Below are 26,215 nucleotides of genomic sequence, written 5' to 3' on the forward strand. Positions count from 1 at the left end.
AAGACTGCAAAAATGCAGTCTCTTTGAGGCTATAATTAAATTTTTATGATAAAACCGATTTCAAATCGCCGTTCATGGCTCTAACAGCATCTGCACTTTTAACGAATTATGCTTTTAAAATGTACTAATGTTTAATGATTTTCTCTTTTACCACGCCTTCGTCTATTTCTATTAAAACGATGTAAGTTCCTTTTGCAAAGTCTGAGATATTTATTACAGAAGTCATTTGGTTTATCTGAACTATTTTTAAAATTCTTCCTTGAACGTCACACAATTCAATCTTTTTAATCATACTTTTATTAGATTTTATTGTGAAGCTAGAACTAATAGGATTTGGAAAAATTAATATTTTAGTTAGTTGCAAATCGGGAATTGATAAGGCTTCGGGTGATGGAAATAAATCACAATCAATAGGCTGAAATTGAACCGTTTCACCTTGTTTAGAAAAACAAACTAAACTACCTCCACTGGCACAACTTTGACTAACAACACCTATACCTTCAACTATTCCTGTTGCAGGACCACCCGCTCCTATCAAATGTTTTAAGCTTAAATCATCTATAGTAATTGTATGTATTGTTAGTATTTCACATATTCCGAAAAAAAAGTCTGGTGTAGACGGTAAATTATCTCCAACCTGAGCATTAATAATAGTTTGGTTGTCTAAAACAAGTACTTCTGTATCAAGTTGTGCATAAGGCCTTCTGTAAATTTTACCAGTCGGATCTTCTCTAATCAAATTATATTCAGGTGGATCAAACAATGTAGAACTTACAAACGAACCATTGTAATCATAGTACTCAAATAAAGTTAAAAACTTCTCTTTGTAATAGGTGTAGCCATTATAATTAACTGTACCTTCAAAATAAACAGTTCGATACATCTTTTCAATATAAAAAGGTGTGGGAGCAATACTAAGACCTTTCCATTGACAAGTTTCATCTAAATAGTTTGAATAATAAATTTGTGAATAACAAAAATTACTGATCATTAAAATTAAATAAAATTGAATGATTTTTTTTAAAGATATTACTTTCATTAAATTCTATTTATAGATTAATAAATTTGCTAATTAAATCAAATGTAAGAAATTTGTTAATTAAAAATAAAAAAGTTTCAATTATTTAAAAAAACAATTGAAACTTCTTAAAAATTTAATAAAGTAATTATGATAAAACCGATTTCAAATCGCCGTTCATGGCTCTAACAGCATCTGCACTTTTAGCGAATAATGCTTTTTCATCATCATTTAACTCTAAATCGACAATTTTTTCGATTCCGTTTTTACCGATAATACATGGTACACCGATACAAATATCATTTTGCCCGTATTCCCCTTCTAAAAATACCGAACACGGTATCATTTTTTTCTGGTCGTTTAAGATGCTATCCACCAAATAAGCTACAGAAGCTCCCGGTGCATACCAAGCAGAAGTCCCTAATAATGCTGTAAGTGTTGCACCTCCAACCATCGTACTTGAAGCTACTTTAGTCAATTCTTCTTCAGATAAAAATTCTGAAACAGGAACACCGTTATAAGCTGCTAATCTTGTTAATGGAATCATAGTAGTATCACCGTGACCACCAATTACCATTCCGTGGATATCGTTTGCCGGTTTATCTAAAGCTTGTGATAAATAGGTTTTGAAACGTGAGCTATCCAGAGCACCACCCATTCCAATCACTCTGTTTTTTGGTAAACCTGTTGCCTTTAAAGTTAGATAAGTCATAGTATCCATTGGATTAGAAACCACAACTACAATTGCATTTGGTGAATGTTGTAATAAATTTTCGGCAACCGACTTCACAATTCCTGCATTGATTCCGATTAACTCTTCACGAGTCATTCCCGGTTTTCTTGGAATTCCTGAAGTGATAACTACTACATCGCTGTTTGCTGTTTTAGCATAATCATTAGTGCTTCCCGAAACTTTTGTATTAAAACCTAAAGTAGTTTGCGTTTGCATGATGTCTAAAGCTTTTCCTTCTGCAAAACCTTCTCTGATGTCTAATAATACAATTTCACTTGCAATTCTTCTGTAAGCAATAGCATCGGCACAAGTTGCACCCACATTACCTGCTCCTACAATGGTAACTTTCATTTTATTCGTATTTAAGTTAAGTATTTATAATTGATATTGAATTCCAATATTTGCGTTTACAAATTTACCAAAAGCAATCGAATTCTGCAGATAAATTTTATTAAATTGATAGCGAAAAGCAACTTCTCCCAAGACATTGGTTTTTGATTCTGCAATTGTTTCCAAAAGATTATTGATTACCTGTTGAACCGGCAAAATGGATTCAATGGCACCCTTATTTCCAGAGACGATATATTCAAAATTACTTCGGTTTACAATCACACTAGTCATAATTTCTAGACGGTTGATTTCTTTTGAAGCAGCAAATTGCAGATGGTAGGTGTCAACCAATCCCGAAATTTGATTGATACCTAAATTACCATATTGGGTATTAATATCTAAAAATTCAAACGTAATATCTTCATTGGAATACATTCCCATTACGGCAAAATGGTATTTTTTTTCTTCTAATTTTGGAAAAAACTGACTTATATTTTGTTTTAATCCGAAACCATATACTTGGTATTCACCCCTTTTTAATTTGGTTCGTGTAGAATATCGCACCACTAATTCGGCACCATAAGGCAATTCCAGAGCACCAACCAAATACGGATAAACAATTACTTCTTGATTAACACCATAAGGCGTTCGCAATCGGATTTGTTCACCATCTAAATCGCCAACTAAATAATTGCGATCATCATTTCCCAAAGAAGTTGGCACTGTTGCTGAAGTTTGATTTTCTATTTCAAAAAAATTAAAATCTTCATTTTTTATATCAAAGGTTCTGTTGCTTTTAGGTACAAAAAAAGCATTGGCATGCAATCCAAATGTAGCGGTCCATTTCTTCTTCTTTTTAGGTGAAATCACCCAAGAAGCTGAAGCTTGATAAACAGCAGCATCGGTTGCAGGGACGAGGTATTTTTCAGAATAAAAAAGGGCATCTCCTAAGAGGTACCCAATTTGTTCTAATTGTGAAGACGTTTGACCTGAAGCAGTAACTGCCATACCAAAACAACTTATTCCTATTATAAAAGCGTGCAGTTTACGCATCAATTTTTGCGTAAACAGCGTTTTTCTCAATAAACTCTCTTCTCGGCGGCACCTCATCTCCCATTAACATGGAAAAAATACGATCTGCTTCAGCTAAGCTGTCGATTGTAACTTGACGTAAAGTTCTGAAATCAGGATTCAAAGTGGTTTCCCAAAGTTGTTCCGCATTCATTTCTCCTAAACCTTTATAACGTTGAATTGCAGCTGAACCTCCTAACTTCAAGTTAATCATATCACGTTGATCATCCGTCCAAGCGTATTCTTTTTTGTTTCCTTTTTTAACTAGATATAAAGGCGGTGTTGCAATATAAACGTGACCACCCTCAATCAATTCTTTCATAAAACGGAAAAAGAAGGTTAATATTAAGGTAGAAATGTGACTACCATCCACATCAGCATCACACATGATGACTACTTTGTGGTATCTCAATTTTTCTAAATTCAATGCTTTTGAATCTTCGGCTGTTCCGATGGTTACACCTAAAGCGGTAAAAATATTGCGAATTTCTTCGTTTTCAAACACTTTATGATGCATGGCTTTCTCCACATTCAATATTTTACCACGAAGCGGTAAAATGGCTTGAAATGCTCTGTCACGACCTTGTTTTGCCGTTCCACCTGCCGAATCTCCCTCGACTAAGAAAATCTCACATTTTTGTGGATCTTGTTCTGAACAATCAGAAAGTTTTCCGGGTAATCCACCACCGCCTAAAACAGTTTTACGTTGTACCATTTCACGAGCTTTTTTGGCCGCGTGACGGGCTTGAGCAGCTAAAATTACTTTTTGTACAATAATCTTAGCATCATTTGGATTTTCTTCCAAATAATTCTCTAACATTTCTGCAACAGATTGACTTACCGGAGAAACTACTTCTCTATTTCCTAATTTGGTTTTGGTTTGTCCTTCAAATTGTGGTTCTTGAACTTTTACCGAAATAATTGCTGTTAAACCTTCTCGGAAGTCATCTCCTGAAATTTCAAATTTCAATTTATCTAATAACCCTGAACTGTCTGCATATTTTTTCAACGTACGTGTCAATCCCATACGGAAACCTTGCAAGTGCGTTCCACCTTCGTGGGTATTGATATTGTTTACATACGAAAAGATGTTTTCTGAATAGCTGGTATTGTAAACCAACGCCACCTCAACCGGGATTTCGCCTTTTTCATTATCCATGCTTATTACATGGGAAATGATTGGTTCACGGTTTCCATCTAAAAACTTAACGAATTCTTTCAAACCTTCTTTCGAATGGAAAGTTTCCGTAACTAATTCGCCCTTTTCATCCAAATTTCTTTTGTCGCACATTGTAATGGTGATTCCTTTATTTAAAAAGGAAAGTTCACGCATACGAGCGGCTAATGTATCATAAGAAAACTCAATAGTTTGCGTAAAAATTGTAGTATCGGGTTTGAACGTAACCATCGTTCCGCGTTTGGTTGTTTCACCAATTTGCTTCACAGGATACATTGCTTTTCCGCGTTCGTATTCTTGTTCGTAAATTTTACCGTCTCTGTAAACTGTTGCTCGTAAATGGTCAGAAAGTGCATTTACACAGGAAACCCCAACTCCATGCAAACCTCCTGAAACTTTATAAGAATCCTTATCAAATTTACCTCCGGCTCCAATTTTTGTCATTACTACTTCAAGAGCAGAAACACCTTCTTTTTTGTGCATGTCCACCGGAATTCCACGTCCGTTATCTTCTACAGAAACCGAATTATCTTCATTTATAAAAACGGTGATGGTATCACAGTGTCCTGCCAACGCTTCGTCAATGGAGTTATCAACAACTTCATAAACCAAGTGGTGTAAACCTCTAACACCTGTATCTCCAATATACATGGAAGGACGCATTCTTACGTGCTCCATTCCTTCTAAAGCCTGAATACTATCCGCTGAATAACTATTCTTTTTAATTTCGTCGCTCATAAATTTTTATACTAAAAATGCATTTTTTGTCAAACATGCAAATATAGCAAAAATTGAGCGATTTTTGACTATAACCTCACCTGCAAAAGGTATAAGTTATTAACAAAACGTGTAAGTTTTTCACTATTTTGGAAAGATTCTATTAGTTGTAATTTATAAGAAAATCATTGACCATTGTAATAAAAATTCAAAGAAATTAGAATGAAACATAGTGATATTACAAATCTCCTCTATTGTCAAGCTGAACTTGTTTCAGTTTCTACAGTGTTGCCAGAAGCTGAAATGAGTTCAGCTTGAAAGAGTTAGAGTTAAAAAGATTCTGAAACAAGTTCAGAATGACAAAAGATACAAAAAAAAAACGCCCCGATAAATCGAGACGCTTCTAACAAACAAACTAAACTGCAATCTGAAAAATTTTATACTATAACTGAATCTTTAGCAATGGCGGTATCTGCTTTTACGTGAGCAGCATTTGCTCTTCCGCTTGGATCTTGGTTTTCTTGCCATTTCGGTATCCATTTGCGAACGGTTTGAGCAGCTGCTTGCTGTGGGAAATGTTTATGAAATATACTTCTGTAAAAGAAAGCTTCTTTGGTTGCCGGCGTATTGTATGGAAATAATGTTGCTGCTTTTGCAAAATCTTCATCCGATACTTGAGAAGAGCAATAGTCTATTAACGTATCAATCCAATTGTAGCCCACACCGTCTGAAAACTGTTCTTTTTGACGCCATAATACTTCTTGAGGTAAATAAGGCTGCTCTGGGGTGTCAAATGCTTTTCTAAGGATGTATTTTTCAACGCCATCATAAGTAATAGGCATTTTCTCCTCCGGTTTGATTTTGATGGCTAATTCTAAAAAGGCTTTATCTAAAAATGGTACTCTGGCTTCTAAACCATGAGCCATTGTTGATTTGTCTGCACGAAGCAAATCGGCCGTGAAAAGCTTTTGAACTCGTTCGATAGTTTCTTTATGAAAATCCATTACCGATGGTGCATTTCTAAAATAAAGATAACCGCCAAATATTTCATCGGCTCCTTCACCTGATAAAACCACTTTTATACCTTTTTCTGTAATGGCTTTAGAAAGGAAATACATAGGCGTACTCGCTCTGACAGACGTTACATCATACGTTTCTAAATGCCAAATCAATTTATCAATAATCTCAATACCTTGCTCTATCGTAAAATGAATTTCATGGTGTTCCGTTCCTAAAAAATCGGCTACTTTACGAGCTGCTTTTGCATCGGGAGCATCTTGATCTAATCCAATTGAAAAAGAATGCAAGGTTTTGCCTTTTTCTTTCATCATACGAGCGGCGATAGAGGAAGTTAACGAGGAATCCAAACCTCCTGATAATAATACACCAATCGGCACATCGCTCATCAATCGTTTTTCTACTGCCTTTGATAAGGTTTCACGAATTGCGGCTAAATCCAACTCCTCTACTCCTGCTTCAGGATCTTCCCATTTTGGTTGGTAATATTTTACAAATCCTGTTTCGGGCGTATAATAATGTCCCGGAGGAAAGGTTGAAAAAGTTTTACATTGGTCAGCTATAGATTTCATTTCTGAAGCAAAATACATGCGTCCACGTTCGTCTAAACCATAATACAATGGTTTTACTCCAAGTGGGTCGCGACCCGCAATGTAATCATCGCCATCAATCACAACAAAGGCAAACATGCCGTCTAGTAAATGACAAAAATCGTAACCGAATTTTTCATACAAATGCACGATGACTTCCGAATCGGATGTACTTCTGAACGTATGCTCTTTTAAAATGGTATCCCGCAATTCTTGGTGGTTGTAGATTTCGCCATTATGCACCATCCAAGCGGTATCACACCCTTGAATGGGTTGCTTTCCGGTATGTAAGTCGATAATTGACAAACGTTCATGGGATAAAAAATGACCTTTCTCAGTAATGTGCACATCACTTTCATCCGGACCGCGATGTGACATTCGTTTCGATAATTGTTTCACTAAGGCTTCGTCTTTTCCTTTTCCTATAATGGCTAATATTCCGCACATATATTTTTGCTTTTCAGATTATTATTTATTTGATAAAGCAAAAGTGGGTATTTAGTTTATATTTATAAAACAATATTGGTTTTTTAATTATAATTTAAAACTAAAAACTCATAATAGCATCATAAATGAAACTTAAAATCTAATAAATTGAAGTAACTGATTATAAATTGTAATTTCTAGCAAAAAAAAACTCCTTTCTGTGACAAAAGGAGTTTTAGGTATCTTGTAGTTTTCTTTACTTTTTTATGATTTTTTCAGTTTGAGAAAACTGTTCATTTTTGACTCTTAAAAAATAAATACCATTTGAAAGTGAAGAAATATCTATTGCTTGCGAACTATCTTGGAGTATATTCATTTTGCTTTTGTAGACAATGCGACCATTATTGTCAAAAATTTCTAAATCCAAATCTTGAAATTGACCATTGATTTGAATTTCAAAAATTCCGGTTGTTGGATTTGGGAATAAGATACTCATTTTTTCGAAGTCCTTGTCATCTATTGATAAAAAGGCATAAGGAATATTACTTGTAGACGAATTTACTAAAACTCCACCTTCCAAACCTTGCAACGCTGTTTTGAGACCAGCGGTATCACAAAATTGACAACCTACAGTGAATAAATTTAAACAACACGAAGTACTTGAAGGAAATGCTAATTCATAAAAATTTACATTAAATTGTTGAAAAATTGTATTCAAAAGAGTATTAGATGTCACCACTAACCCATTTGAATCTATTGAAACCAAATTACCATTCATCAAATTACTTAACCGTGTATAATGATAATGATTGTATGTTCCTTCAAATTGCTCGATAGAAGCGTAATACACAACCGAATCGTAGTTATTTAAGTCATTAACAAGGGCAGTAGCTGAGACTGAGTCTGTAGTTAAGATTCCAAATGAAGGGCTGTAAAGAGCTTGGTTTTCAACAAAGACAACTGTACTCTCCATGCTTGCAAAATAAGGACTTATAATTTGATTCAAACCTGTATCGTTGGAATAGAGAGAATTGAAATTAGCATTTTCATATAACAAGTAACCCGGTTTAACCATTAGTTGAACTCTAGCCATTTGAGCAAAGGCAGAAAAACCAAAAATGCAAAAGAGAAAAAGAACAATTCTTTTCATATTTTTAAACTTAGACAATCAAAGTTACTAAAAAATACTTGTGATATTATAATTCTTACCATTAAAAGCGATGCTTTCATTTTTTTTTCTCCCCATAAACAATTCCCCCAAAGGGGATTGAGGCGACATCCCAAAAACAGATTTGCCTTCTACTTCAATTTTAGGTAAAGCAACTGCCATCAAAAAAAAAGTGTCGTTTGCTTGAACTAAACTTCCTAAAACTACCTGATTTGATGCAATAGCATAATCAATTTTCAAGAATTTATGTTGCGTAGCCAAAACCTCTGATAGCTTTTGATTCAGTTTTTCCTGTTCTAAATGCATCATCGCCAAACCGGTTTCATGTTTGTCACCGGCAGAACCTTTGGCATCATTTTTTGAGTCTTCGGTTAAGCCATCAATCATTTCACGTAAGGAAGTGATGCGGTCGTTAAGGTATTGATTGTAATGTTGGATAATTTGTTGTTTCATTTTAGAGGTGCTGAGTTGCTAAGATGCTGAGTTAAAAAAATCCGCAAGGCTTACTAAACTTTGCGGACTTTTTAAAATCTTTGTATGCGGTTAGATAAATTTAAAAATCAAACTTATAATTGGCTCCTAGCACCACTTGAAACTGTTGTGCTGGAAAGTTAAACCATTTCTCATACGATTGATTCAAAATATTATTCAAGCGTAAGAAACCTGTCAAACGTTCGTTATGTTTGTAACCGATATTGGTGTTCAAATCAAAATAACTGTTTAATGTTGCTTTGTTTCTGTCTAAAAATAGTGGGTCATTTGCTACTGTTAAATATTCATCATAACGCTGTCCGACAAAAAAGGCTTCCACACCACCAAACCATTTTTCAGTAAAGGTAACATTCAAATTACTTCCTACAGTAACGGCCGGTAAGTTCCATGCTTCTTGTTCAAAGTTGGTAGTGTAACTATTTAAAGTAGCATTAAGTCCAAAAGATACATTCTTTGAAAAATCAGCTTTTAATTCCCCTGAAAAAGCAATAGTTTTCACATCATCATACACCACGCCAAAGGAATTACCGTTGCCGTATGCTTTGTTACTCGGATCCATAGAGGTGAATGATTCCAAGCTATTGTATTTAAACAACGCTTTGGCTTTTTCATTCGTATAAGAACCTCGAACGTTATAACTGATATTCCCGGCCAATTTCCCTTTTAAACCGGCAAAAATATCATATTGTCTGTCGGTTGGTGTCATAAATTGCGTTGGCGACAAAAACGGATTGCTATTAGTAAATTCTCTGTAACTGTTTTGTTGTAATGATCCTTCTGCACCTGCATAAAAAATCATTAAATCACCCACCACTTTATAAGCCGCTGTAATTTGTGGATAAACAAAAAGGTTGTTGTCACCTTCGCTGGCAATACTGTAGAAAAAAGCAGCTCCGATATTCATGGACAAATCATCTTGATTGTAAACAAAACTTGGATGAATTCCCACATTGGTAAATCCGTAATCTATTTTATTTGAATCGAAATAACTTCTTTCAAAAGAGCCGCTTACATTGTCAACAATTACTTTGGTATTGATTTGAAAATCATTAATGGCAAATTCAAAAGTTGGTTTCAAAATCAATCTGTTTTCTGCCGAATTATAGGCATCCCAAAAACGATTGTATTTGATACTTGCTCCTTTGAAAAAACTGTCTTCCATGCTTAACTTTCCACCTACATAAAAATTGTGATAGGTTTGTTGTGGGTCAATTCCGTTCAAAAACAAATCGCGGTCTTCTTGTGATAGTGAACCAATTAAATAATCAGGAGTTCCATACCAATTATAAATTTGATGTTGGTAACCCAAATCTGCATTCCAAGACATGTCTTTGTTTTGATTTCCATAAGTTAAATCCAATGACGTGTTATAGAATTTATCATCCAATAATACTTCTTCGATTCCGCCTTGAGAAGAATGATGACGCAACATTCCGCCAACATATTCATTGCGATTGAGTTGTTCTGTAACAAATAATTCACCAATAATTGTTCCGTAATTTCCAAAACCTAAAGTGGCATAATTTGAAAATAATTTTTCCTTTTTTGCTTTATCAACTCCGGCTGCTTTTCCTTTGGCAGGTGTAAAGGTGGACGCTACGGGAAAAGAAAAAATATTGTATTGAATGTCTTCTTTTTTAGAATTGTCTTCGTCATCCAACGAAGGTGTTTCTTTCACTTTAAAAGCATCTGAAATAGTTGCCGTATAAGGTTTTACCACATTCACCACTTCGGTTCCTATGTTTTCATCTTTCTTTTGTGCTAATGTTGTCTGAGCAATAATCAGCAATAAGATTAAAAGGTATTTTGGGTTGCTTTGCATAATTTACTTTTTTAAAAACTGCTTACTTTTTAATTAATTCTGAATCGATGAGTTGCGTTTGGCTTCTTCGCCTTTGATAATGGCCAACTCTTTTTGTGCCTCTTCCACTACATCGGGATATTCTTTGAAGTTTGCAATCAAACTATCCAAGATGTAAGTAGCTTGAAAACTGTCTTTTAATCCATAAAAATTCTTAGCCATTACAACTAATCCTTTAGCTCCATAATATCGGTAACCGGAATAATCTTTGGTTAATTTTTGAACGGCAGTATTTGATGCTTCAAACTTATTTTCTTTGTTTTTAAAATACGCATCATAATACAATGCTTCGGCAGCCAATTCGCCTTTGGCAATGGTCATTAACGTTGCATAAGCCGTTTTTGCTTTGGCTTCATCTTTCGTTTTCATGGCAGACCTAGCCACAATCATGTAAGCATCACTTTTGATTCGATCATCAACTTTAGCATTGTTCAACACTTTATCAGCATAAACTACGGCATTGGCATAATCTTCTTGTTCGTAATATGCTTTCATCAAATTGGATTGAGCAAAGGTGATGTTTTGAGGGAAATCTGCTTCTACTTCCAAGCGTTTCAAAGCCGGAATTGCTTTTGCGTAATCTTTTTTCTTTAAATGAATTTCAGTCAATCTAGCTAAAGCTTGTTCCGTATATTCACTTCGTGATTTAGAAGCTACAAATTCATAATGCGGAATGGCATTGGTTTCCAATCCATCTGCAAAATATAATTGAGCCAAATAGAAATTGGCTTTTAAAGCATGAATTCCATTTGGAAATTTGGAAACATAACTGCTAAAACCTGAAATAGCTCCTTTTGAATTGTTTTGCAAATACATTTTTTCTGCCGATTCATACGACGTATTATCAATATCAGCATTGGATACTTCTACATAATCTAAGGTTTTCACCCAAGTGGCATATTCATCTACTTTGCCGGTATCCACATAAATTTGTCTGGCCGTTGTAACCGCTTCCATAGCTTCAGTAGTTCTAGGATAATCGGCTGCCACTTTTTTGAATTTTGTCAACGCCAATTGCGGTTTATCATCATTGTAATAAATCAATCCCTGACGCAAAATTGCTCTTGCGGCAAAAGAACCGTTTTTATATTCTGAAATTAATTGGTCATAAATTTTTAATGCCAAATCGGATTTATTTTCATTGGTATACGTGTTACCTAACTCAAACAAAGCATCGTCACGGAATTGTGATTTTGGATAATTTTTCAAAAACAGATTTAAGTCTTCAATCTTTTTTTCGTTTCTGGCAACAAATCCATAGCTGATGGCTTTTTGGTAAGCCGCATAATCGGAATCCACCACTTTTAATTCGATGGCCTTGTTGTATGCTTCCATAGCCGGCCAATATTTTGCGGATACGAAATGACTGTCACCCAAACGCAAATAACTATCATTCAGCCTTGTTTTGTCTTCTTTTGCCACATCAATGTGTTTTTGAAAAAAGGTAGCTGCTTGTTCGTATTCTTTCAATTTGAAATGCGTGTAAGCCAAATTGTAATTACTATTTTTATATTCAGGAGTAGTTTTGGCTTCCGGATAACCCAAAAACTGTTTAAAACTTAACAAAGCTTCTCCAAAATTGTCTAAAGTATATTCGCTTTCCCCTTTCCAAAACATGGCACGAGCTGTAAATTTTGGGTCACGAGGTTCTGCCAATGATTTTTTGAACATTGCCAAAGCCTCTTGGTTATTTCCGTCAGTATATAGCTCCAAACCTCTGTAGAAGGTTACTTTTTGATACGCCTGTTTGTTTTCAAAACTTTTATTTTTTTCTAATAAAACCAGAGCTTCTTTGTAGTTTTTTGAAGTGATATACGAATTAATCAAAAGTGTTTCCACTTCTTGCTTGTTTGGCGTATTGGGATATTTATTTAAAAAAGCCACCATCACATCCGGCACACTCTGATAAGGATTTCCAATATCATAACTTAATTTGGCATAGTTATAAAAAGCATCTTCTTGAATTTTTAAATCAAAATCCATCTCAGAAGCATTTTTAAAAGCATTCAACGCTTGTTGTTTTTTGTTGGATTTCAAATAACTTTCACCCAAATGATAATACGCATTTTGAGCCACACCATCTTTTCCTTCAATGATTTTATTGAATTGAGCAATCGCATTTTCATAGTCGCCTTGCTTGTAATAGGAATAACCAAACAAGTAAAAATCTGTGTTGCTCCATTTTCCTTTTTTGCCTTTATATTCTTTTAGGTAAGGAATTGCTTTGTCATATTGTTTTAAATTAAAGTAGCTTTCGCCAATAATTTTATTCAATTCTGATTTCTCGGTAGCATCCGATTTTGGCATCGCAGCAATTCCTAAATCAATAGCTTTTTGAAAATTTCCCAATTTAAAATTCATGTCCGCTTGATAATAGGACATTTTTTCTTTGTATTTCTTTTCGTCTTCAACTTGTTCAAAATATTCATTTGCTTGCGTATAATTGTCTGATTCATAAGACATATAACCCAAATAATATTTTGCTTGTGAACCAAATTCTTTTGAATTTTCTACACGTTTGAAATAATTGGAAGCTTCTTTCTTTTTATTTCCCGAAAACAAAGCATATCCTTTTTGAAAGTTGAATTTTTCTTTTTCGTCATTTGTCAAGTTACTTTCATCCACTTTATCAAACCATTGCAAAGCTTGGGGAAATTTCCCTTCGTCAAAATAATAATGAGCCACTTCAATATAGGCTTGATTGTGTTTGGAGCTGGTGGGATAACGCTCTACAAAATCTTCCATCAACACATCACCATTGGCTTGATTTAAACGAATGGCACAATTTGCAATATAGTAGGCACAATCGGATTGCACTTCATAATTATCTTGTGAATCTTTTACTTTTTTGAATAAAATTTGAGCAGATTGGTATTGTTTGTCTTTATACAATTGAAGGGCCCGATTGTATTCCTCTAACGGATTGGTGTAAACTTCAGTTCGTTGAGCCTGAACCGAAAAACAAATTACTGTCAAACAGACAGCAAACAAATAGGTTAATTGACGCATATTTATTGGGTTTTTATGAACTATTCAAAGGTAACATTTACCTATGCATGTAACGAGTTAATGAATGTTTTTATTATGAACAAGGTTTTAAACATTTTTTGAGGGATTGAGTTGCTGAGATGCTGAGATGCTGAGTGGTTGAGAACATTAATTAAAATAAAATTTTGATAACCTTCGTTAAGTTACTACTTTTACCCTTCAAATATCATACCTATGTCAGATTCCATTTTAGAATTAAAAAATCTTACTATTTATCAAGAAAACAACATGGTACTTCAAAACGTTTCTTTGGAAGTGAAACGCGGTGATTTTCTGTACATTATAGGAAAAACCGGTTCCGGAAAAAGCAGTTTGATGAAAACACTTTATGCGGATTTACCTTTAACTAGTGGTGAAGGACATATTGTAGATTTTGATTTAGCAAAATTGAAAGAGAGTGACATTCCTTATTTAAGAAGAAAAATTGGAATTGTTTTTCAAGATTTTAAATTATTGCCTGATCGTAGCATTTTTGACAATTTGGATTTTGTTTTAAAAGCCACAGGTTGGAAAGAAACCGAAGAACGCAAACATCAAATTGATGAAGTTTTAGATAAAGTTGGCATGAAATCAATGGCCTTTAAAATGCCGCATCAACTTTCGGGTGGTGAACAACAACGAGTGGCAATTGCCAGAGCTTTATTAAACAATCCGGAATTAATTTTAGCCGATGAACCAACCGGAAACCTTGACCCGCAAACCAGCGTGGAAGTCATGGGTGTTTTAAAAAAAATCAACGAAAACGGAAAAACCATTATTATGTCCACTCATGATTATGCATTAATTATGAAATTCCCTTCAAAAACGTTGAAATGCGAAGACAGCACTTTGTTTGAAGTGGTGCAACGAACGGTGTAAGTCAAAAAAAACAGATTACCTTTTTCTTTCTTTTTATGAAGCTCAGGGTTTTATAACATCCTTTTTTTTCAGTTCCATTCAACAAGTTTACTATGAAACATGTTGTAAAAAACTAAATAATCAAACACTCTATTCTGCATTATCTTCTTTTAAAATTTCTTCAACATAACTATTTACAACCTTTGAACATTTAGTTGCACCTTCTGTGTGCATGTGGTCTGCATCATAAAAATCATCATTTGTAAACCGCTCATCTTTAAATAAATTGAGATAACTTACATTTTCATTATGATCAGCAATGGTTTTACATGTTTCTTGAATCTTTCTTAGTTTAAGCTGGTTAACCCCTTCCGAAAAATAATCTGTTACAGGCATATTCAACAAAACTACTTCTATTCCTCTTTCTTTACAAACAGCAATAATGGATTGTATTCTAACAATATTATCATCAAAATTCATTAAATTATCTTCAATATTTTTAACTCGTAATAAAGCATCTTTTTTTGATATACTTATGCTCTTCTCTTTTGTATAATCGGTACCAAATCCATTATCATCACAATCAACTAAAGTGCCTTCTCTTAAATACCTCAGCATAAGTTTTATATTGGCATTAACGCTTCTTGTAGAAGATAAAATACATTTATTATAATCGTATTTTTTAATTGAAGGAACATCTAAATTCATGTAGGTTTGGTAATAATATTTTCTCCAATTATTTTCCTTTGTGTCTACTATTTCACTTAAACTTGTATATTCAATGTGCAAAATAACACACTTAACAGCTTTAAATTCATCAATATAATTATCAAACAATAACTTATCAAAATATAGTGTTTGACTAATATGAGCTAAATTATAAGTAGGTCTATCAAAAAATTTGGGATTCAATCCATAAAAAGTATGTGAATTTCCAAAAATTAAAACTTCTGTCGTGTCTGTTTTCTTAGGTATTGTTTCATATTTAGTTGAATAATCATTTGGAACAAATCGGTAAAACATTTCAATTCCTATGAATAGAAAGAGTAATGGAGATAAGTAGAGCACTATTTTCTTTACTAATGTAGTCATCTAAAATTGAAAATATAAAAATTGATAATCTCTTCCGTAATAATAGAGTATCAAAAGAGTCAAAATATAATAAAAAACGATTCTGTTAGGCTTTTTCCAGTTTAAGGCAAATTTTTCTATGGCGTAATTATCTTTTCTCCCAAACCATTCAATCATTATGAACAAAAATATAAAACCTAATAGCGTTTTTGGAAAAATTTCCGGTGATGAAAATAATGAAATTGAAAACAGGTTATCAATGTAACTAAAAGCAAAACTAATAGAACTTGATCTAAAAAAAATCCATGCAATAGAAACCAGACTAAAAGTAACTGCTATTTGAAAAAAAGTTAGTAAAGCTGATTTTATCTTTTTTGGAGCGGCTATTTCTAAATTTTTTCGGTTTTTATTTGCTAGCAACAAAGGAATAAAAAATAAAGCGTGTAGAAATCCCCAAAAAAGAAAAGTCCAGTTTGCCCCATGCCAAAAACCACTCAATAAAAAAATCACAAATACATTTCTAATGCTTTCCCAAATTGTACCTCTTGACCCTCCAAGTGGTATATACACATAATCTCTAAACCAACTTGAGAGAGAAATATGCCATCGCCGCCAAAACTCAGCGATATCACGGGAAAAATAAGGAAATGAAAAGTTTTGCAAAAGTTCTATACCTAACATTCGAGCAGTCCCTAAAGCAATATCGGTATAACCTGAAAAATCTCCATAAATTTGAAATGAAAAAAGAATAGCACCAAGAAACAAAGTGCTACCTGAATAGTCACTGGGATTTTCAAAAATCTCATTAACATAAATAGCACAACTATCAGCAATTACAATCTTTTTGACTAATCCCCATAAAATTTGTCTTAATCCATCTACAGATTTAGAATAGTCAAAACTCCTTTTTCTTTGAATTTGAGGTAATAAGTGTGTCGCTCTTTCTATCGGACCCGCAACAAGCAATGGAAAAAAACTAACAAAAAGAGAATAATCCACTAAGCTTTTTACGGGCTTTATTTTTCCATTGTAAACATCAATCACATAAGACAAACCATGAAATGTATAAAAAGAAATACCAACCGGTAGAATAATTTTTAAAGACCAAACATTATGATTTAATCCAAACAAAGAAATTAATTCTGAAAAGCTGTCAATAAAAAAATTAAAATATTTAAAAAATCCAAGAAAACACAAATTTACTATGACAGAAAACCAAAGCCATTTTTTTTTATTGTTTTTAGAATTGAATATTTTAAGTGCAATGGAGTAATCCAACAGGATAGAAAAAAGAAGTAAAAACAAAAAACGCCAATCAAAACAAGCAAAAAAGAAAAAACTCGCTGCTAATAAAAATAAATTTTGCTGTTTTAACTTTCTATTAAAAACAAACCAATACAACAAAAATACCAGAGGAAAAAAAACTGCAAATTCTATTTTGTTAAATAGCATAAATACAAGGATAATTTTTTTCAAACAAACGCAAATCTTTTCTGCTCTTTGATTGTGAATTACTAAAAAACCTTTACTTTGTAAATATATAATTTCTTTTACTGAAATCTAAAAATGTTATCAATTCTTATTCCTTGCTACGAATATAAAATTACTGACTTGGTTTTTGTTCTTTCAAAAATGATGGCAAATGAAACGCTATCCTATGAAATTATAGTTTTGGATGACGGTTCAACAAACCAAGACTTAATCACGGCAAATCAAAAAATCAACTCTTTACCTAATTGTAAATACCTTTATAATAAAATTAATCAAGGGAGAACAGTTACCCGAAATGAACTGGCTAAAATAGCCACTTATGATACACTATTGTTTTTAGACGCTGATGTAATACCTCTCTCCCAAAATTTCATTCAAAAATACATCCCATATATTACACAAAGTTATAATGTAGTCTGTGGCGGATACTCCTATTCAGAGACCAGACCTCCTGAAACGTTTATTTTGCGATGGAAATATGGTAAATCAAGAGAACAAAACATAGCTTTTAATAGAAATAAAAATCCATTCAGTTATATTTTTTCAGGTAATATACTTATTAAAAAGTCACTTTTTTTTGCTTCTAACTTTACTGAAAACAAAAATATTTATGGATTAGACATCTTTTTTTCATACAACCTTTATATGCAAAACAGTACTGTTTTACATATTGATAATGAAATCGTACATTTAGGATTAGAGCCAAATGAAAAATTTTTTAAGAAATCTTTAGAATCGGTTGTAGGAAGATTTAATTATTTGGTGGATAAACCAGAAATTGAAAAAATAAATGGTTTAATCAAACACTACAAAACAATTAATAAATGGAGAACAAAAAATCTTGTTGCCTTTTTATTCATATGTTTTGAATCATTTCTAAAAAAACAAATAGTAAAAGGCGACCCTAATTTATTGTGCTTTGATCTATATCGATTGGGCTATATGTGTTCACTAAAAAACAAATCCAATGTATAACATTATAAAAAAAAATGTTTATAAACTCATTCCAAAAAGAGTATTAATTCAAAACGAACAACTTATCAGAAAAATGATTTCCTTCTTTTACAAAGGAAATACTAACCTATGTACTATTTGTAATTCAAAACTAAAACACTTCATTGAGCAAAAAGAAAAAGGCAAGTTATGTCCTAATTGCGGGAGCTTACCTAGAAATAGAAGATTATGGACACTTTTAAACAATGAATACCTGCAAAAAGATATGTTAATTATAGACTTCTCCCCTAGTAGATGTTTATACCGAAAATTAAAAAAAATAAAAACAATCAATTATATAGCTTCAGATTTATCGGATGATTTTATTGCAGAATATAACTATGACATCACTAATATCAACGCTAAAGAAAATCAATTTGATTTAATTATTTGTTATCACATCTTAGAACATGTAATTGAAGATAGTAAAGCTATAAAAGAACTTAGAAGGGTTCTGAAACAAGATGGAAAAATACTTATTCAAACTCCTTTTAAAGAAGGAAACATCTATGAAAACTTTGCAATTACAAAACCTGAAGAACGGTTGAAGCATTTTGGACAAGAAGACCATGTAAGGATATATAGTATCGAAGGACTAAAATCAAGATTAGAACAAGAAAGCTTGAAAGTTGAAATTAGAGATTATAAAAACTATGACGATTATTTAGGTCTTGTTCCTGAAGTCATTTTGGTGGTTTCTAAAAATTGATGAATGAATAAATTCTTTCACATGATTTTTTTTTACTTCTTATTAAATTTAATACTTTTGAAATTTAAGACAAATTAATGCCAAGATTTTCAGTTATTATTCCACTTTATAATAAAGAAAACTTTATTAAAAATACTATTAAAAGTGTTTTGAATCAAACGTTTACAGATTTTGAATTAATTATTGTGGATGATTGTTCGACTGATGGAAGTCTAAGTGAGATAAAGAGTTTTACAAATACCAATGTTAGAATTATAGAACACGATGTTAACAAAGGTTTATCAGCTTCAAGGAATACGGGAATACTAAATTCAAATGCTGAATATGTAACTTTTTTGGATGCAGATGATTTATGGAAGGAAAATTTTTTATACGAAATTAATAAGTTAATTAAAGAGTTTCCCCTTGCTTCGCTATATGCTACAAACTATGAAGAAATTGATGTCAATAACAAAATTGTATTACCCAAAAATGGTTCGGATAAATTACCCGAAAAATCACAAATAGATGATTTTTTTAGAATTAACATTATGCAATCATTATATAACCTATCAGGCTTTTGTGTTAAAAAAAATGTATTTAACGATGTTGGCATGTTTAATACTGCCATAACCTTTGGTGAAGACATTGATTTTAACATAAGGGCTAATTTAAAATTCAAATTAGCATATTCAAATGTACCTTTGACTAGCTATATTGTACATTCACAAAATCAAATAACTCAGGGAAAATTGAGTCCCAAAACAATAACCAATTTTGATTTTTACGAGCAAAATAACCCGGGAAACAGTTCTTTAAAAAAATTTCTGGATTTTCAGCGATACACTAAAGCTAAACAATACAAAATAGAAAACAATAGTAGTTCATACAAAAAAATGATAAAACAAATCAACTTATCTAATTTGACCTTGAAACAAAAAATACTATTGTTTTCTCCTGCTTTTCTTTTGAAAATGATTAAAAAAGTGAAGACCTTTTTGTTGGTAAAAGGTTTTAGAGTTACTTCTTATTAAATGCTATTTCTTATTATAATCTAAAAATTTATCAAAATCACGGATGTAGTCTTCTTCACTAAAAACTTCAGAAGCTAAAACTAAACAAACTGACCCCGAAGAAAAATTTTCTAATTCCCTCCAAATATTTTCATTAATAAGCAATCCTTTATCTGGTTTATTCAATGTTATTTTTTGAGTTGCTGTTGGTGTTTTTAAAACAACATCGAAACTTCCGGAAACAGCAATCAGCAACTGCTTCAGGTTTCTATGAGCATGACCTCCACGGTGTGAACTGCTTGGAACATCAAAAAGATAATAAACTCTGTTGATTTCAAAAGGAATTGTATCTTTTTCAATTATGGCAAGATTACCTCGATAGTCTTCTCTCTTTGGAATTTGTAAAATTTCTATATTCATAGAGCAAATTATTTATATTTTAAAAAGTTCAACCATTGCTTTCCAATATTCTCCAATGCAAATTTCTCCACACTTTCAATGGCATTCGATTTACAAAACCTGTATAGTTCTTGGTCCGCTATCATTTCGTTCAAGGCTTTTGTGAGCTTTTCTATATTTTGATCTTCTACTAAAAGTCCATTATGTTTATGTGTTATAATTTCATTTGGCCCTGTAAAACAATCAAACGAAACTACGGGTGTTCCTGTTGCCAGACTTTCTATTAATACATTCGGGAAACCTTCATTTTTACTTGATAAAACTGAAAAAATAGCGTTTTTTTGATATGGAAACGGGTTTTGTTGATGACCTTTAAAAACTACTTTATTTCTCAGATTTTTTTGTATTACTAATGTTTCCAATTCATTGAAGTGCTTTCCTTCACCTAAAATTAAAAGTTTTATATTTTTTTCCGGTAAAACAGAATTTGCATACGCCTCAATCAGCTTGTCGAACTGTTTTACTTTGTTATTCATTCTTCCTACTGCAATAATGTAATTTTTTTCTTCGGGAATAAACAGTTTGCTTTTCTGTTCTATTTGTTCTAAATCGAAAGGATTATAAATTGTTTGAATAGGGATATTCAATATTTTTTTTACTCTTTCTTCAATTGCTTTACTGACTGTTACAATATAGGTTCCTTTATAAATCAATTTGGCAATTATATTATTTTTGGGAACATACCACTGGATAAAACCACTATGTACAGTATAAATTACAGGAACATTATAGGCAAAATATCTTATAAGAAGTTCATTTAAATTATTTACACGATACCTGAAATCAATAATATGATCTACTTTATTTTCTCTAAGATACTTTCGTAAAACATATATTTTTTTGAGTTTATCGAAAATAGTTTTGTTTTTCATTTTCCCTAAATTCAATAATTTTCCTGAATACTCATACGCAATATCATCAAAAATAATAATGTTGTGAACCAAAATTCCATTGTTTTCAAAAAAAACTGAAAGTGTAGCATGCACTTTTTCGGCACCTCCGCCTGCCAATATATCTCCAATAAGGGCTATTTTAAGGTCAATTTTTTCTTTATTCATTTTTGAATTGCTATTTTCGTAAACAAATATAAATGAATTTATGAGAATATTGTTAGTGGGAGAATACAGCCGTTTGCATAATTCATTAAAAGAAGGGTTGGTAGAACTTGGCTATGAAGTGAAAATTGTTGGAAATGGCGATGGTTTTAAAAAATATCTCGTCGATTTTAATACAGAAGCCTTTTGGAGTCAAACTAAAGTAATTAATAAAATACGTCAAATTATTTTTAGATTATTTAGGTTCGATTTTGCTAAAACCGAAAGAGGATTACGATTTTGGATGTATTTAAAACACTTTAAGAACTACGATATTGTACAATTCATCAACGAAGCACCCATTAAAACAACTTCAAAATTTGAATTGTTTTTGCTTGAAAAATTACTACAACAAAACCCTAAAATGTTTTTGCTCTCGAGCGGAATTGATAATAAAAATGTGGAATTTCTACTAAAAAAAAACCTTAATTATTCGATTCTGAATCCTTATTTTGAAAATCCAAATTTAAAAAATGAATACCGATATATTTTTGATTATCTAAAACCATCTCATCAAAAGCTGAGTGCTTTTGTGTATCAAAAAACAAAAGGAATCATTGCATCTGATATTGATTATGTATTGCCTCTTTTAGGAAACCCTAAATTTTTAGGGTTGATACCTAATCCTATAAACTTAAATAAATTTGAATTTCATGATATTCAAATAAAAGATAAAATATGCATTTTTTTAGGTATAAACACATGGAATGCTACTCAAAAGGGTGTGGTTTATTTTGAAAAAGCTCTTGAAATCATCAAGAAAAAATACCCTTCAAAAGTTGAAATCATTATAACAACAAATCTTCCCTACAAAGAATATATAAATGCTAACAACAAGTGTCATATTGTTTTGGATATGGTCTACGCTTATGACCAAGGCTACAACGCTCTTGAAGCTATGGCAAAAGGAAAAGTGGTTTTTACCGGTGCCGAAAAAGAATTTATGGAGCATTATCAGTTAACCGAGAGAGTTTGTGTAAATGCATTGCCTGATGTGGAATCTATAGTTCAGGAATTATCTTTTTTAATTGAAAATCCGGATGAAATTGTCAATATGAGCAAACGAGCCCGAACTTTTATAGAAAAGGAACATCATTATGTGACCATTGCACAAAAATATGTTGACGTTTGGACTAAAAATTAAGGTTTGAAATTTCTTTTTTTGAAGTTTCAAAATCGGTAATAATTTCAGCTATAATTTCTTGTACAGGTTTGATTTCGTGAATTAATCCCGCAATTTGACCAATCTCTAATTCGCCTTCAATTAAATCTCCTTCAAACATCCCTCGTTTTGCTCTAGCCCGACCCAATAATTCTTTTAATTGATCTGTAGTGGGACATGTAGCATACAATTCTTGAACATCGTTATAGAACTTATTTTTAACCAACCGAACGGGGGCTAATTCTTTTAAAGTCACTTGCGTATCGCCTTCTTTTACATCCAAAATCGTTTGCTTAAAATTATCATGAGCTGAACTTTCAACAGAAGCTGCAAAACGACTGCCCATTTGAATACCATCTGCTCCTAAAATCATGGCGGCCAACATGCCCTTTCCGTTGGCAATTCCACCTGCTGCAATTAATGGAATAGTGATACTCTCCCGAACCATAGGAATTAAAGTAAATGTTGTGGTTTCTTCTCTTCCGTTATGACCTCCGGCTTCAAATCCTTCAGCTACTACTGCATCAACGCCGGCTTCTTGTGCTTTTAACGCAAACTTTGAACTGCTGACAACATGAACTACGGTTATCCCCTTTTCTTTTAAAAATGCCGTCCAGGTCTTTGGATTTCCTGCAGAAGTAAAAACAATCTTCACACCTTCTTCCACAATGATTTGCATGATTTCCTCTAAATTGGGATACAACATAGGAACGTTTACACCAAAAGGCTTATCTGTTGCTTTTTTACATTTTTGAATGTGTTCCCGTAAAACTTCAGGATACATGGAACCGGCTCCAATAAGTCCTAAACCGCCTGCATTGCTAACTGCACTGGCCAATTTGTAGCCACTGTTCCAAATCATGCCGCCTTGAATAATGGGATATTGAATGTTGAAGAGTTGGGTAATTCTGTTCATGAATTATTTTTTAATGAGTTTGCCTTTTCTATGTTCTGATGGAGTTTGAAACGAATAAAAATACAATCCCGATTGTAACTGTGATAACGAAAGTGTCTGATTGGCCTGAATAGTTTGTTGTTGAACCACTCGTCCTGTTGCGTTGTAAAGTATAAAATTACCGCTTTCAAACTCATTTGAAAACGCGATTGTTATTTCATTTTCAAATGGATTTGGATATATCGTAAACACATTGGAGGAAATGGTTTCTGTTGAAAGCAACAAACCGTTTTGATAAGCTGCATAAAAATTAGGAATACCATAACCCAATTGTGCTGTTGGAGTGGTATAAATCGAAGCAGATTCTCTAATTAATTGAAGAATTTCTGCATTGGTAAGATTGGGCAAACTTTGCCACAAACAAGCCACTAAACCTGCCGTTATCGGACTTGAAAATGACGTGCCGTTAGCTCCTCCGATTGTTCCGGTTGATGTAGCAACTATGGCTCCAACTCCTTGGGCTACAACATCGGGTTTTATTCTGTTATCCGCTGAAGGACCAATAGAACTAAATGAGGCATAATTACCTTCAGAATTAACAGCTCCAACGGTCAAAGTATTCAAAGCATCGCCGGGAGTAGTAATGTATTGCCAAGCACTATTTCCTGAATTTCCGGCGGAAGTCACACAAATCATCCCACGGGTAAAAGCAATTGCAGCTCCTCGAGCAATGAAAGTTGTGGTTCCGTTCATCGCAGCATAATTATAATTATAAGCCGGATTATCAAAAGTGGAATAACCCAACGAAGTATTGATAATATCAACGCCAAAACTATCGGCTAATTCGGCTGCCTCAACCCACAGCGATTCTTCTAATGGATTTTCATAAGTATTAGATTCTGTGACAAACAAATAGTATTTTGCATCGGGAGCACTTCCAATTAATTGGTTTTCCACAAAAGCTCCCATGTTGGATAACACTAAAGTTCCGTGTGAACCACCACTATATATGGCATCATTTCGCAACACAAAATTATAGCCACCCAACAATAGATTATTATCAAACAAGCGTTGAAAAGGTGCCGTTGTATTCACTCCTGTAAAACCATTATCCATTACAGCAATGATTTTTCCGGTTCCTGTAAAATCATTTTGATGTAACAAATGGCCATTCATCATAGTTACTTGATTGGAAGAATTCCCATATTGGTACGTAACTTGCGTTTCCAAGTTTTTTTCTACAGAAGCCATTTGTTGAAATCGTCCGGAAGTGTTTGTATTCAATGCCGCATTGGCAAATTGAATTTGTGTTACAAAAGAAATAGTATCTAAAAATTGAATAGCTTGTTGACTTCCACGAACATGAACCGCATTGAGCCATTTGGATTGTGCCAAAACGGTAACTCCATTATTTGATGCCACTTGAGTCACATAAGGTTGATGAATAGGAACATCCAAATTGTCCAAAGCAATAGACTGAGCCGAACGTCGGTCTAACGCTCTTTGAGAAAGCATTTCTAAAGGATTGGATAAATAATAAACTGCATCAGGTTTGTTTGAAAAATAAACCCATGCGTCTTCTTGTGAAAAACCAAACGATATACTTATTAAAAAGAAAAACAGTATTGATTTTCTCATACTTTCAATTTTTTGAAAGCTAAGTTACGAAATTACTCCGGAACCTAACAATTCTTCACCCAAATGCCAAGATACAAACTGACCCGGCGTTATGGCTGATTGAGGTTCGTCAAATACAACATACAAACCGTCTTTTGTTTGATGTAAAGTGGCATTTTGAAGCGGTTGTCGGTAGCGAATGCGAGCCATAACTTTCATGGTATCATTGGTTTTCAAGCGTAAATCTTCGCGAATCCAATGCACTTCATGAGACAAAACTTTCAACACTTTTCTAAACAAACCGGGATGTGAAGCACCCTGACCGGTGTAAATTATATTGTTTTCAACATCTGTTGCAATAATAAACAAACCCTCTTTGGTGCCGCCAACATTCAAGCCTTTGCGTTGACCGATGGTAAAATAATGAGCTCCTTGATGTTTGCCTACTATTTTTCCCATGGAGGAAGTATAACTTAAAGGTTGAGCTTCAAATTCCAGTTGGTCTTCTTTTAATTCGAATTTTGGTTTTGGCAAACTATAAATAGAATCATTTGCTGCGATTTCAATAATAATTCCTTCTTTGGGTTGTAATTGTTGTTGTAAAAATTCAGGTAAGCGTACTTTCCCAATGAAACACAAACCTTGAGAATCTTTCTTTTCTGCGGTTACCAAGTCCATTTGAGCGGCAATTTCTCTAACTTGTGGTTTGGTCAATTCCCCAATAGGGAATAATGATTTGGCCAACTGCTCTTGAGAAAGCTGACATAAAAAATAGGATTGATCTTTATTGCCGTCAACACCTGCTAATAATTGATAGATTTCTTTTCCGTCTTTTTCTAGAGTTCCTTTTCTGCAATAATGTCCGGTAGCTACATAATCAGCTCCCAAACTCAACGCAATTTTCATAAATACATCAAACTTGATTTCGCGATTGCACAACACATCCGGATTGGGGGTTCGACCGTTTTTGTATTCGTTGAACATATAATCCACAATACGTTCTTTATATTGTTCGCTTAAATCGACTGTTTGAAATGGAATACCTAATTTTTCAGCTACTAAAAGTGCATCATTAGAATCTTCTAACCACGGACATTCATCAGAAATAGTTACAGAATCATCGTGCCAGTTTTTCATAAACAGCCCAATTACTTCATAACCTTGTTCTTTTAATAAATAAGCGGCTACGCTTGAATCTACACCTCCCGAAAGTCCTACTACTACTCTTTTCATTACCTTAAATTCCA

General features: G+C 33.1%; 21 protein-coding genes. 5 read left to right on the top strand and 16 right to left on the bottom strand.

The genetic code is table 11. The features are described 5' to 3' along the window. Positions 1-124: 124 nt before the first annotated feature. From B3L86_RS00005 to B3L86_RS00045, 9 genes are all read right to left on the bottom strand, one after another. Positions 125-1,039 carry a T9SS type A sorting domain-containing protein gene (locus B3L86_RS00005; protein ID WP_291113518.1) on the bottom strand — a complete coding sequence of 305 codons (915 nt, stop codon included), beginning with the start codon at positions 1,037-1,039 and terminating at the stop codon, positions 125-127. A 127-nt stretch (positions 1,040-1,166) separates the two neighbouring features. Beyond that, positions 1,167-2,102, bottom strand: a complete 936-nt coding sequence (mdh, locus tag B3L86_RS00010; RefSeq protein ID WP_291113521.1) for a malate dehydrogenase — start codon at positions 2,100-2,102, stop codon at positions 1,167-1,169. A 24-nt stretch (positions 2,103-2,126) separates the two neighbouring features. Further along, the gene (locus B3L86_RS00015; RefSeq protein ID WP_291113524.1) at positions 2,127-3,134 is read right to left on the bottom strand and encodes a DUF6588 family protein; all 1,008 of its coding nucleotides are present in this window, start codon (positions 3,132-3,134) and stop codon (positions 2,127-2,129) included. Beyond that, positions 3,127-5,067 carry a DNA topoisomerase (ATP-hydrolyzing) subunit B gene (gene gyrB, locus B3L86_RS00020; RefSeq protein ID WP_291113527.1) on the bottom strand — a complete coding sequence of 647 codons (1,941 nt, stop codon included), beginning with the start codon at positions 5,065-5,067 and terminating at the stop codon, positions 3,127-3,129. The genes B3L86_RS00015 and gyrB overlap by 8 nt, the downstream gene beginning before the upstream one ends. Before the next feature lie 416 nt (positions 5,068-5,483). After that, positions 5,484-7,100, bottom strand: coding sequence for an asparagine synthase B (asnB, locus tag B3L86_RS00025; protein WP_291113529.1), 1,617 nt, complete (start codon positions 7,098-7,100; stop codon positions 5,484-5,486). Between the two features lie 235 nt (positions 7,101-7,335). Continuing rightward, positions 7,336-8,229 carry a T9SS type A sorting domain-containing protein gene (locus B3L86_RS00030; RefSeq protein ID WP_291113532.1) on the bottom strand — a complete coding sequence of 298 codons (894 nt, stop codon included), beginning with the start codon at positions 8,227-8,229 and terminating at the stop codon, positions 7,336-7,338. A gap of 27 nt (positions 8,230-8,256) precedes the next feature. Further along, positions 8,257-8,700 carry a hypothetical protein gene (locus B3L86_RS00035; protein WP_291113535.1) on the bottom strand — a complete coding sequence of 148 codons (444 nt, stop codon included), beginning with the start codon at positions 8,698-8,700 and terminating at the stop codon, positions 8,257-8,259. Positions 8,701-8,800: 100 nt separating this feature from the next. Beyond that, positions 8,801-10,561, bottom strand: a complete 1,761-nt coding sequence (locus B3L86_RS00040; RefSeq protein WP_291113538.1) for a TonB-dependent receptor — start codon at positions 10,559-10,561, stop codon at positions 8,801-8,803. 33 nt (positions 10,562-10,594) lie between these two features. Continuing rightward, the gene (locus B3L86_RS00045) at positions 10,595-13,609 is read right to left on the bottom strand and encodes a tetratricopeptide repeat protein (RefSeq protein WP_291113541.1); all 3,015 of its coding nucleotides are present in this window, start codon (positions 13,607-13,609) and stop codon (positions 10,595-10,597) included. Positions 13,610-13,822: 213 nt separating this feature from the next. Between B3L86_RS00045 and B3L86_RS00050 the strand changes: the two genes are divergently transcribed. Then, entirely contained in the window at positions 13,823-14,506 is a 684-nt protein-coding gene (locus B3L86_RS00050) for a cell division ATP-binding protein FtsE (RefSeq protein ID WP_291113544.1), read from the top strand. A gap of 129 nt (positions 14,507-14,635) precedes the next feature. Here the strand turns inward: B3L86_RS00050 and B3L86_RS00055 are convergent, their stop codons facing one another. Together B3L86_RS00055 and B3L86_RS00060 are read right to left on the bottom strand one after the other, a co-directional pair. Then, positions 14,636-15,577, bottom strand: coding sequence for a hypothetical protein (locus tag B3L86_RS00055; protein WP_291113547.1), 942 nt, complete (start codon positions 15,575-15,577; stop codon positions 14,636-14,638). Beyond that, a complete protein-coding gene (locus B3L86_RS00060; RefSeq protein ID WP_349679467.1) occupies positions 15,578-16,687 on the bottom strand; it encodes an MBOAT family O-acyltransferase in 1,110 nt (369 codons plus the stop codon). A gap of 435 nt (positions 16,688-17,122) precedes the next feature. Here B3L86_RS00060 and B3L86_RS00065 point away from each other — a divergent pair, with 435 nt between their 5' ends. The 3 genes from B3L86_RS00065 to B3L86_RS00075 all read left to right on the top strand — a co-directional run bounded on the left by B3L86_RS00065 (position 17,123) and on the right by B3L86_RS00075 (position 19,762). Further along, the gene (locus tag B3L86_RS00065; RefSeq protein ID WP_291113552.1) at positions 17,123-18,022 is read left to right on the top strand and encodes a glycosyltransferase family 2 protein; all 900 of its coding nucleotides are present in this window, start codon (positions 17,123-17,125) and stop codon (positions 18,020-18,022) included. Next, on the top strand, positions 18,015-18,749 hold the full coding sequence (locus B3L86_RS00070; RefSeq protein ID WP_291113554.1) for a class I SAM-dependent methyltransferase: 735 nt from the start codon (positions 18,015-18,017) through the stop codon (positions 18,747-18,749). Before B3L86_RS00065 ends, B3L86_RS00070 begins: the two co-directional genes overlap by 8 nt. Positions 18,750-18,826: 77 nt before the next feature. Beyond that, the gene (locus B3L86_RS00075) at positions 18,827-19,762 is read left to right on the top strand and encodes a glycosyltransferase family 2 protein (protein WP_291113556.1); all 936 of its coding nucleotides are present in this window, start codon (positions 18,827-18,829) and stop codon (positions 19,760-19,762) included. Positions 19,763-19,765: 3 nt separating this feature from the next. On the opposite strand, the gene B3L86_RS00080 is transcribed toward B3L86_RS00075, so the two are convergent. Both B3L86_RS00080 and B3L86_RS00085 read right to left on the bottom strand, forming a co-directional pair. Beyond that, positions 19,766-20,161, bottom strand: a complete 396-nt coding sequence (locus B3L86_RS00080; protein WP_291113559.1) for a sugar 3,4-ketoisomerase — start codon at positions 20,159-20,161, stop codon at positions 19,766-19,768. 8 nt (positions 20,162-20,169) lie between these two features. After that, the gene (locus tag B3L86_RS00085) at positions 20,170-21,258 is read right to left on the bottom strand and encodes a glycosyltransferase (protein WP_291113562.1); all 1,089 of its coding nucleotides are present in this window, start codon (positions 21,256-21,258) and stop codon (positions 20,170-20,172) included. A 40-nt stretch (positions 21,259-21,298) separates the two neighbouring features. Here B3L86_RS00085 and B3L86_RS00090 point away from each other — a divergent pair, with 40 nt between their 5' ends. Beyond that, positions 21,299-22,438 carry a glycosyltransferase gene (locus tag B3L86_RS00090; RefSeq protein ID WP_291113565.1) on the top strand — a complete coding sequence of 380 codons (1,140 nt, stop codon included), beginning with the start codon at positions 21,299-21,301 and terminating at the stop codon, positions 22,436-22,438. Here the strand turns inward: B3L86_RS00090 and B3L86_RS00095 are convergent. Genes B3L86_RS00095 through mnmA form a run of 3 tightly spaced genes read right to left on the bottom strand, consistent with a single transcriptional unit; the run spans position 22,428 to position 26,201 of the window. Continuing rightward, positions 22,428-23,372 carry an NAD(P)H-dependent flavin oxidoreductase gene (locus tag B3L86_RS00095; RefSeq protein ID WP_291113568.1) on the bottom strand — a complete coding sequence of 315 codons (945 nt, stop codon included), beginning with the start codon at positions 23,370-23,372 and terminating at the stop codon, positions 22,428-22,430. The two genes, B3L86_RS00090 and B3L86_RS00095, sit on opposite strands and share 11 nt — an antisense overlap. Positions 23,373-23,375: 3 nt before the next feature. Further along, on the bottom strand, positions 23,376-24,989 hold the full coding sequence (locus B3L86_RS00100) for a S8 family serine peptidase (RefSeq protein WP_291113570.1): 1,614 nt from the start codon (positions 24,987-24,989) through the stop codon (positions 23,376-23,378). A 24-nt stretch (positions 24,990-25,013) separates the two neighbouring features. Next, positions 25,014-26,201 (bottom strand): tRNA 2-thiouridine(34) synthase MnmA, encoded by a 1,188-nt coding sequence (gene mnmA / locus B3L86_RS00105; protein WP_414655112.1) that lies wholly within the window; start codon positions 26,199-26,201, stop codon positions 25,014-25,016. Positions 26,202-26,215 lie beyond the last annotated feature (14 nt).

Source organism: Flavobacterium sp. UBA6135 (assembly GCF_002428305.1).
Classification (GTDB): domain Bacteria; phylum Bacteroidota; class Bacteroidia; order Flavobacteriales; family Flavobacteriaceae; genus Flavobacterium.

Coding starts and splice junctions, on each gene's coding strand:
- B3L86_RS00005 (WP_291113518.1), bottom strand. CDS start 1,039: ATGAAAGTAATATCTTTAAAAAAAATCATTCAATTTTATTTAATTTTA.
- mdh (WP_291113521.1), bottom strand. CDS start 2,102: ATGAAAGTTACCATTGTAGGAGCAGGTAATGTGGGTGCAACTTGTGCC.
- B3L86_RS00015 (WP_291113524.1), bottom strand. CDS start 3,134: ATGCGTAAACTGCACGCTTTTATAATAGGAATAAGTTGTTTTGGTATG.
- gyrB (WP_291113527.1), bottom strand. CDS start 5,067: ATGAGCGACGAAATTAAAAAGAATAGTTATTCAGCGGATAGTATTCAG.
- asnB (WP_291113529.1), bottom strand. CDS start 7,100: ATGTGCGGAATATTAGCCATTATAGGAAAAGGAAAAGACGAAGCCTTA.
- B3L86_RS00030 (WP_291113532.1), bottom strand. CDS start 8,229: ATGAAAAGAATTGTTCTTTTTCTCTTTTGCATTTTTGGTTTTTCTGCC.
- B3L86_RS00035 (WP_291113535.1), bottom strand. CDS start 8,700: ATGAAACAACAAATTATCCAACATTACAATCAATACCTTAACGACCGC.
- B3L86_RS00040 (WP_291113538.1), bottom strand. CDS start 10,561: ATGCAAAGCAACCCAAAATACCTTTTAATCTTATTGCTGATTATTGCT.
- B3L86_RS00045 (WP_291113541.1), bottom strand. CDS start 13,609: ATGCGTCAATTAACCTATTTGTTTGCTGTCTGTTTGACAGTAATTTGT.
- B3L86_RS00050 (WP_291113544.1), top strand. CDS start 13,823: ATGTCAGATTCCATTTTAGAATTAAAAAATCTTACTATTTATCAAGAA.
- B3L86_RS00055 (WP_291113547.1), bottom strand. CDS start 15,577: ATGACTACATTAGTAAAGAAAATAGTGCTCTACTTATCTCCATTACTC.
- B3L86_RS00065 (WP_291113552.1), top strand. CDS start 17,123: ATGTTATCAATTCTTATTCCTTGCTACGAATATAAAATTACTGACTTG.
- B3L86_RS00070 (WP_291113554.1), top strand. CDS start 18,015: ATGTATAACATTATAAAAAAAAATGTTTATAAACTCATTCCAAAAAGA.
- B3L86_RS00075 (WP_291113556.1), top strand. CDS start 18,827: ATGCCAAGATTTTCAGTTATTATTCCACTTTATAATAAAGAAAACTTT.
- B3L86_RS00080 (WP_291113559.1), bottom strand. CDS start 20,161: ATGAATATAGAAATTTTACAAATTCCAAAGAGAGAAGACTATCGAGGT.
- B3L86_RS00085 (WP_291113562.1), bottom strand. CDS start 21,258: ATGAATAAAGAAAAAATTGACCTTAAAATAGCCCTTATTGGAGATATA.
- B3L86_RS00090 (WP_291113565.1), top strand. CDS start 21,299: ATGAGAATATTGTTAGTGGGAGAATACAGCCGTTTGCATAATTCATTA.
- B3L86_RS00095 (WP_291113568.1), bottom strand. CDS start 23,372: ATGAACAGAATTACCCAACTCTTCAACATTCAATATCCCATTATTCAA.
- B3L86_RS00100 (WP_291113570.1), bottom strand. CDS start 24,989: ATGAGAAAATCAATACTGTTTTTCTTTTTAATAAGTATATCGTTTGGT.
- mnmA (WP_414655112.1), bottom strand. CDS start 26,201: ATGAAAAGAGTAGTAGTAGGACTTTCGGGAGGTGTAGATTCAAGCGTA.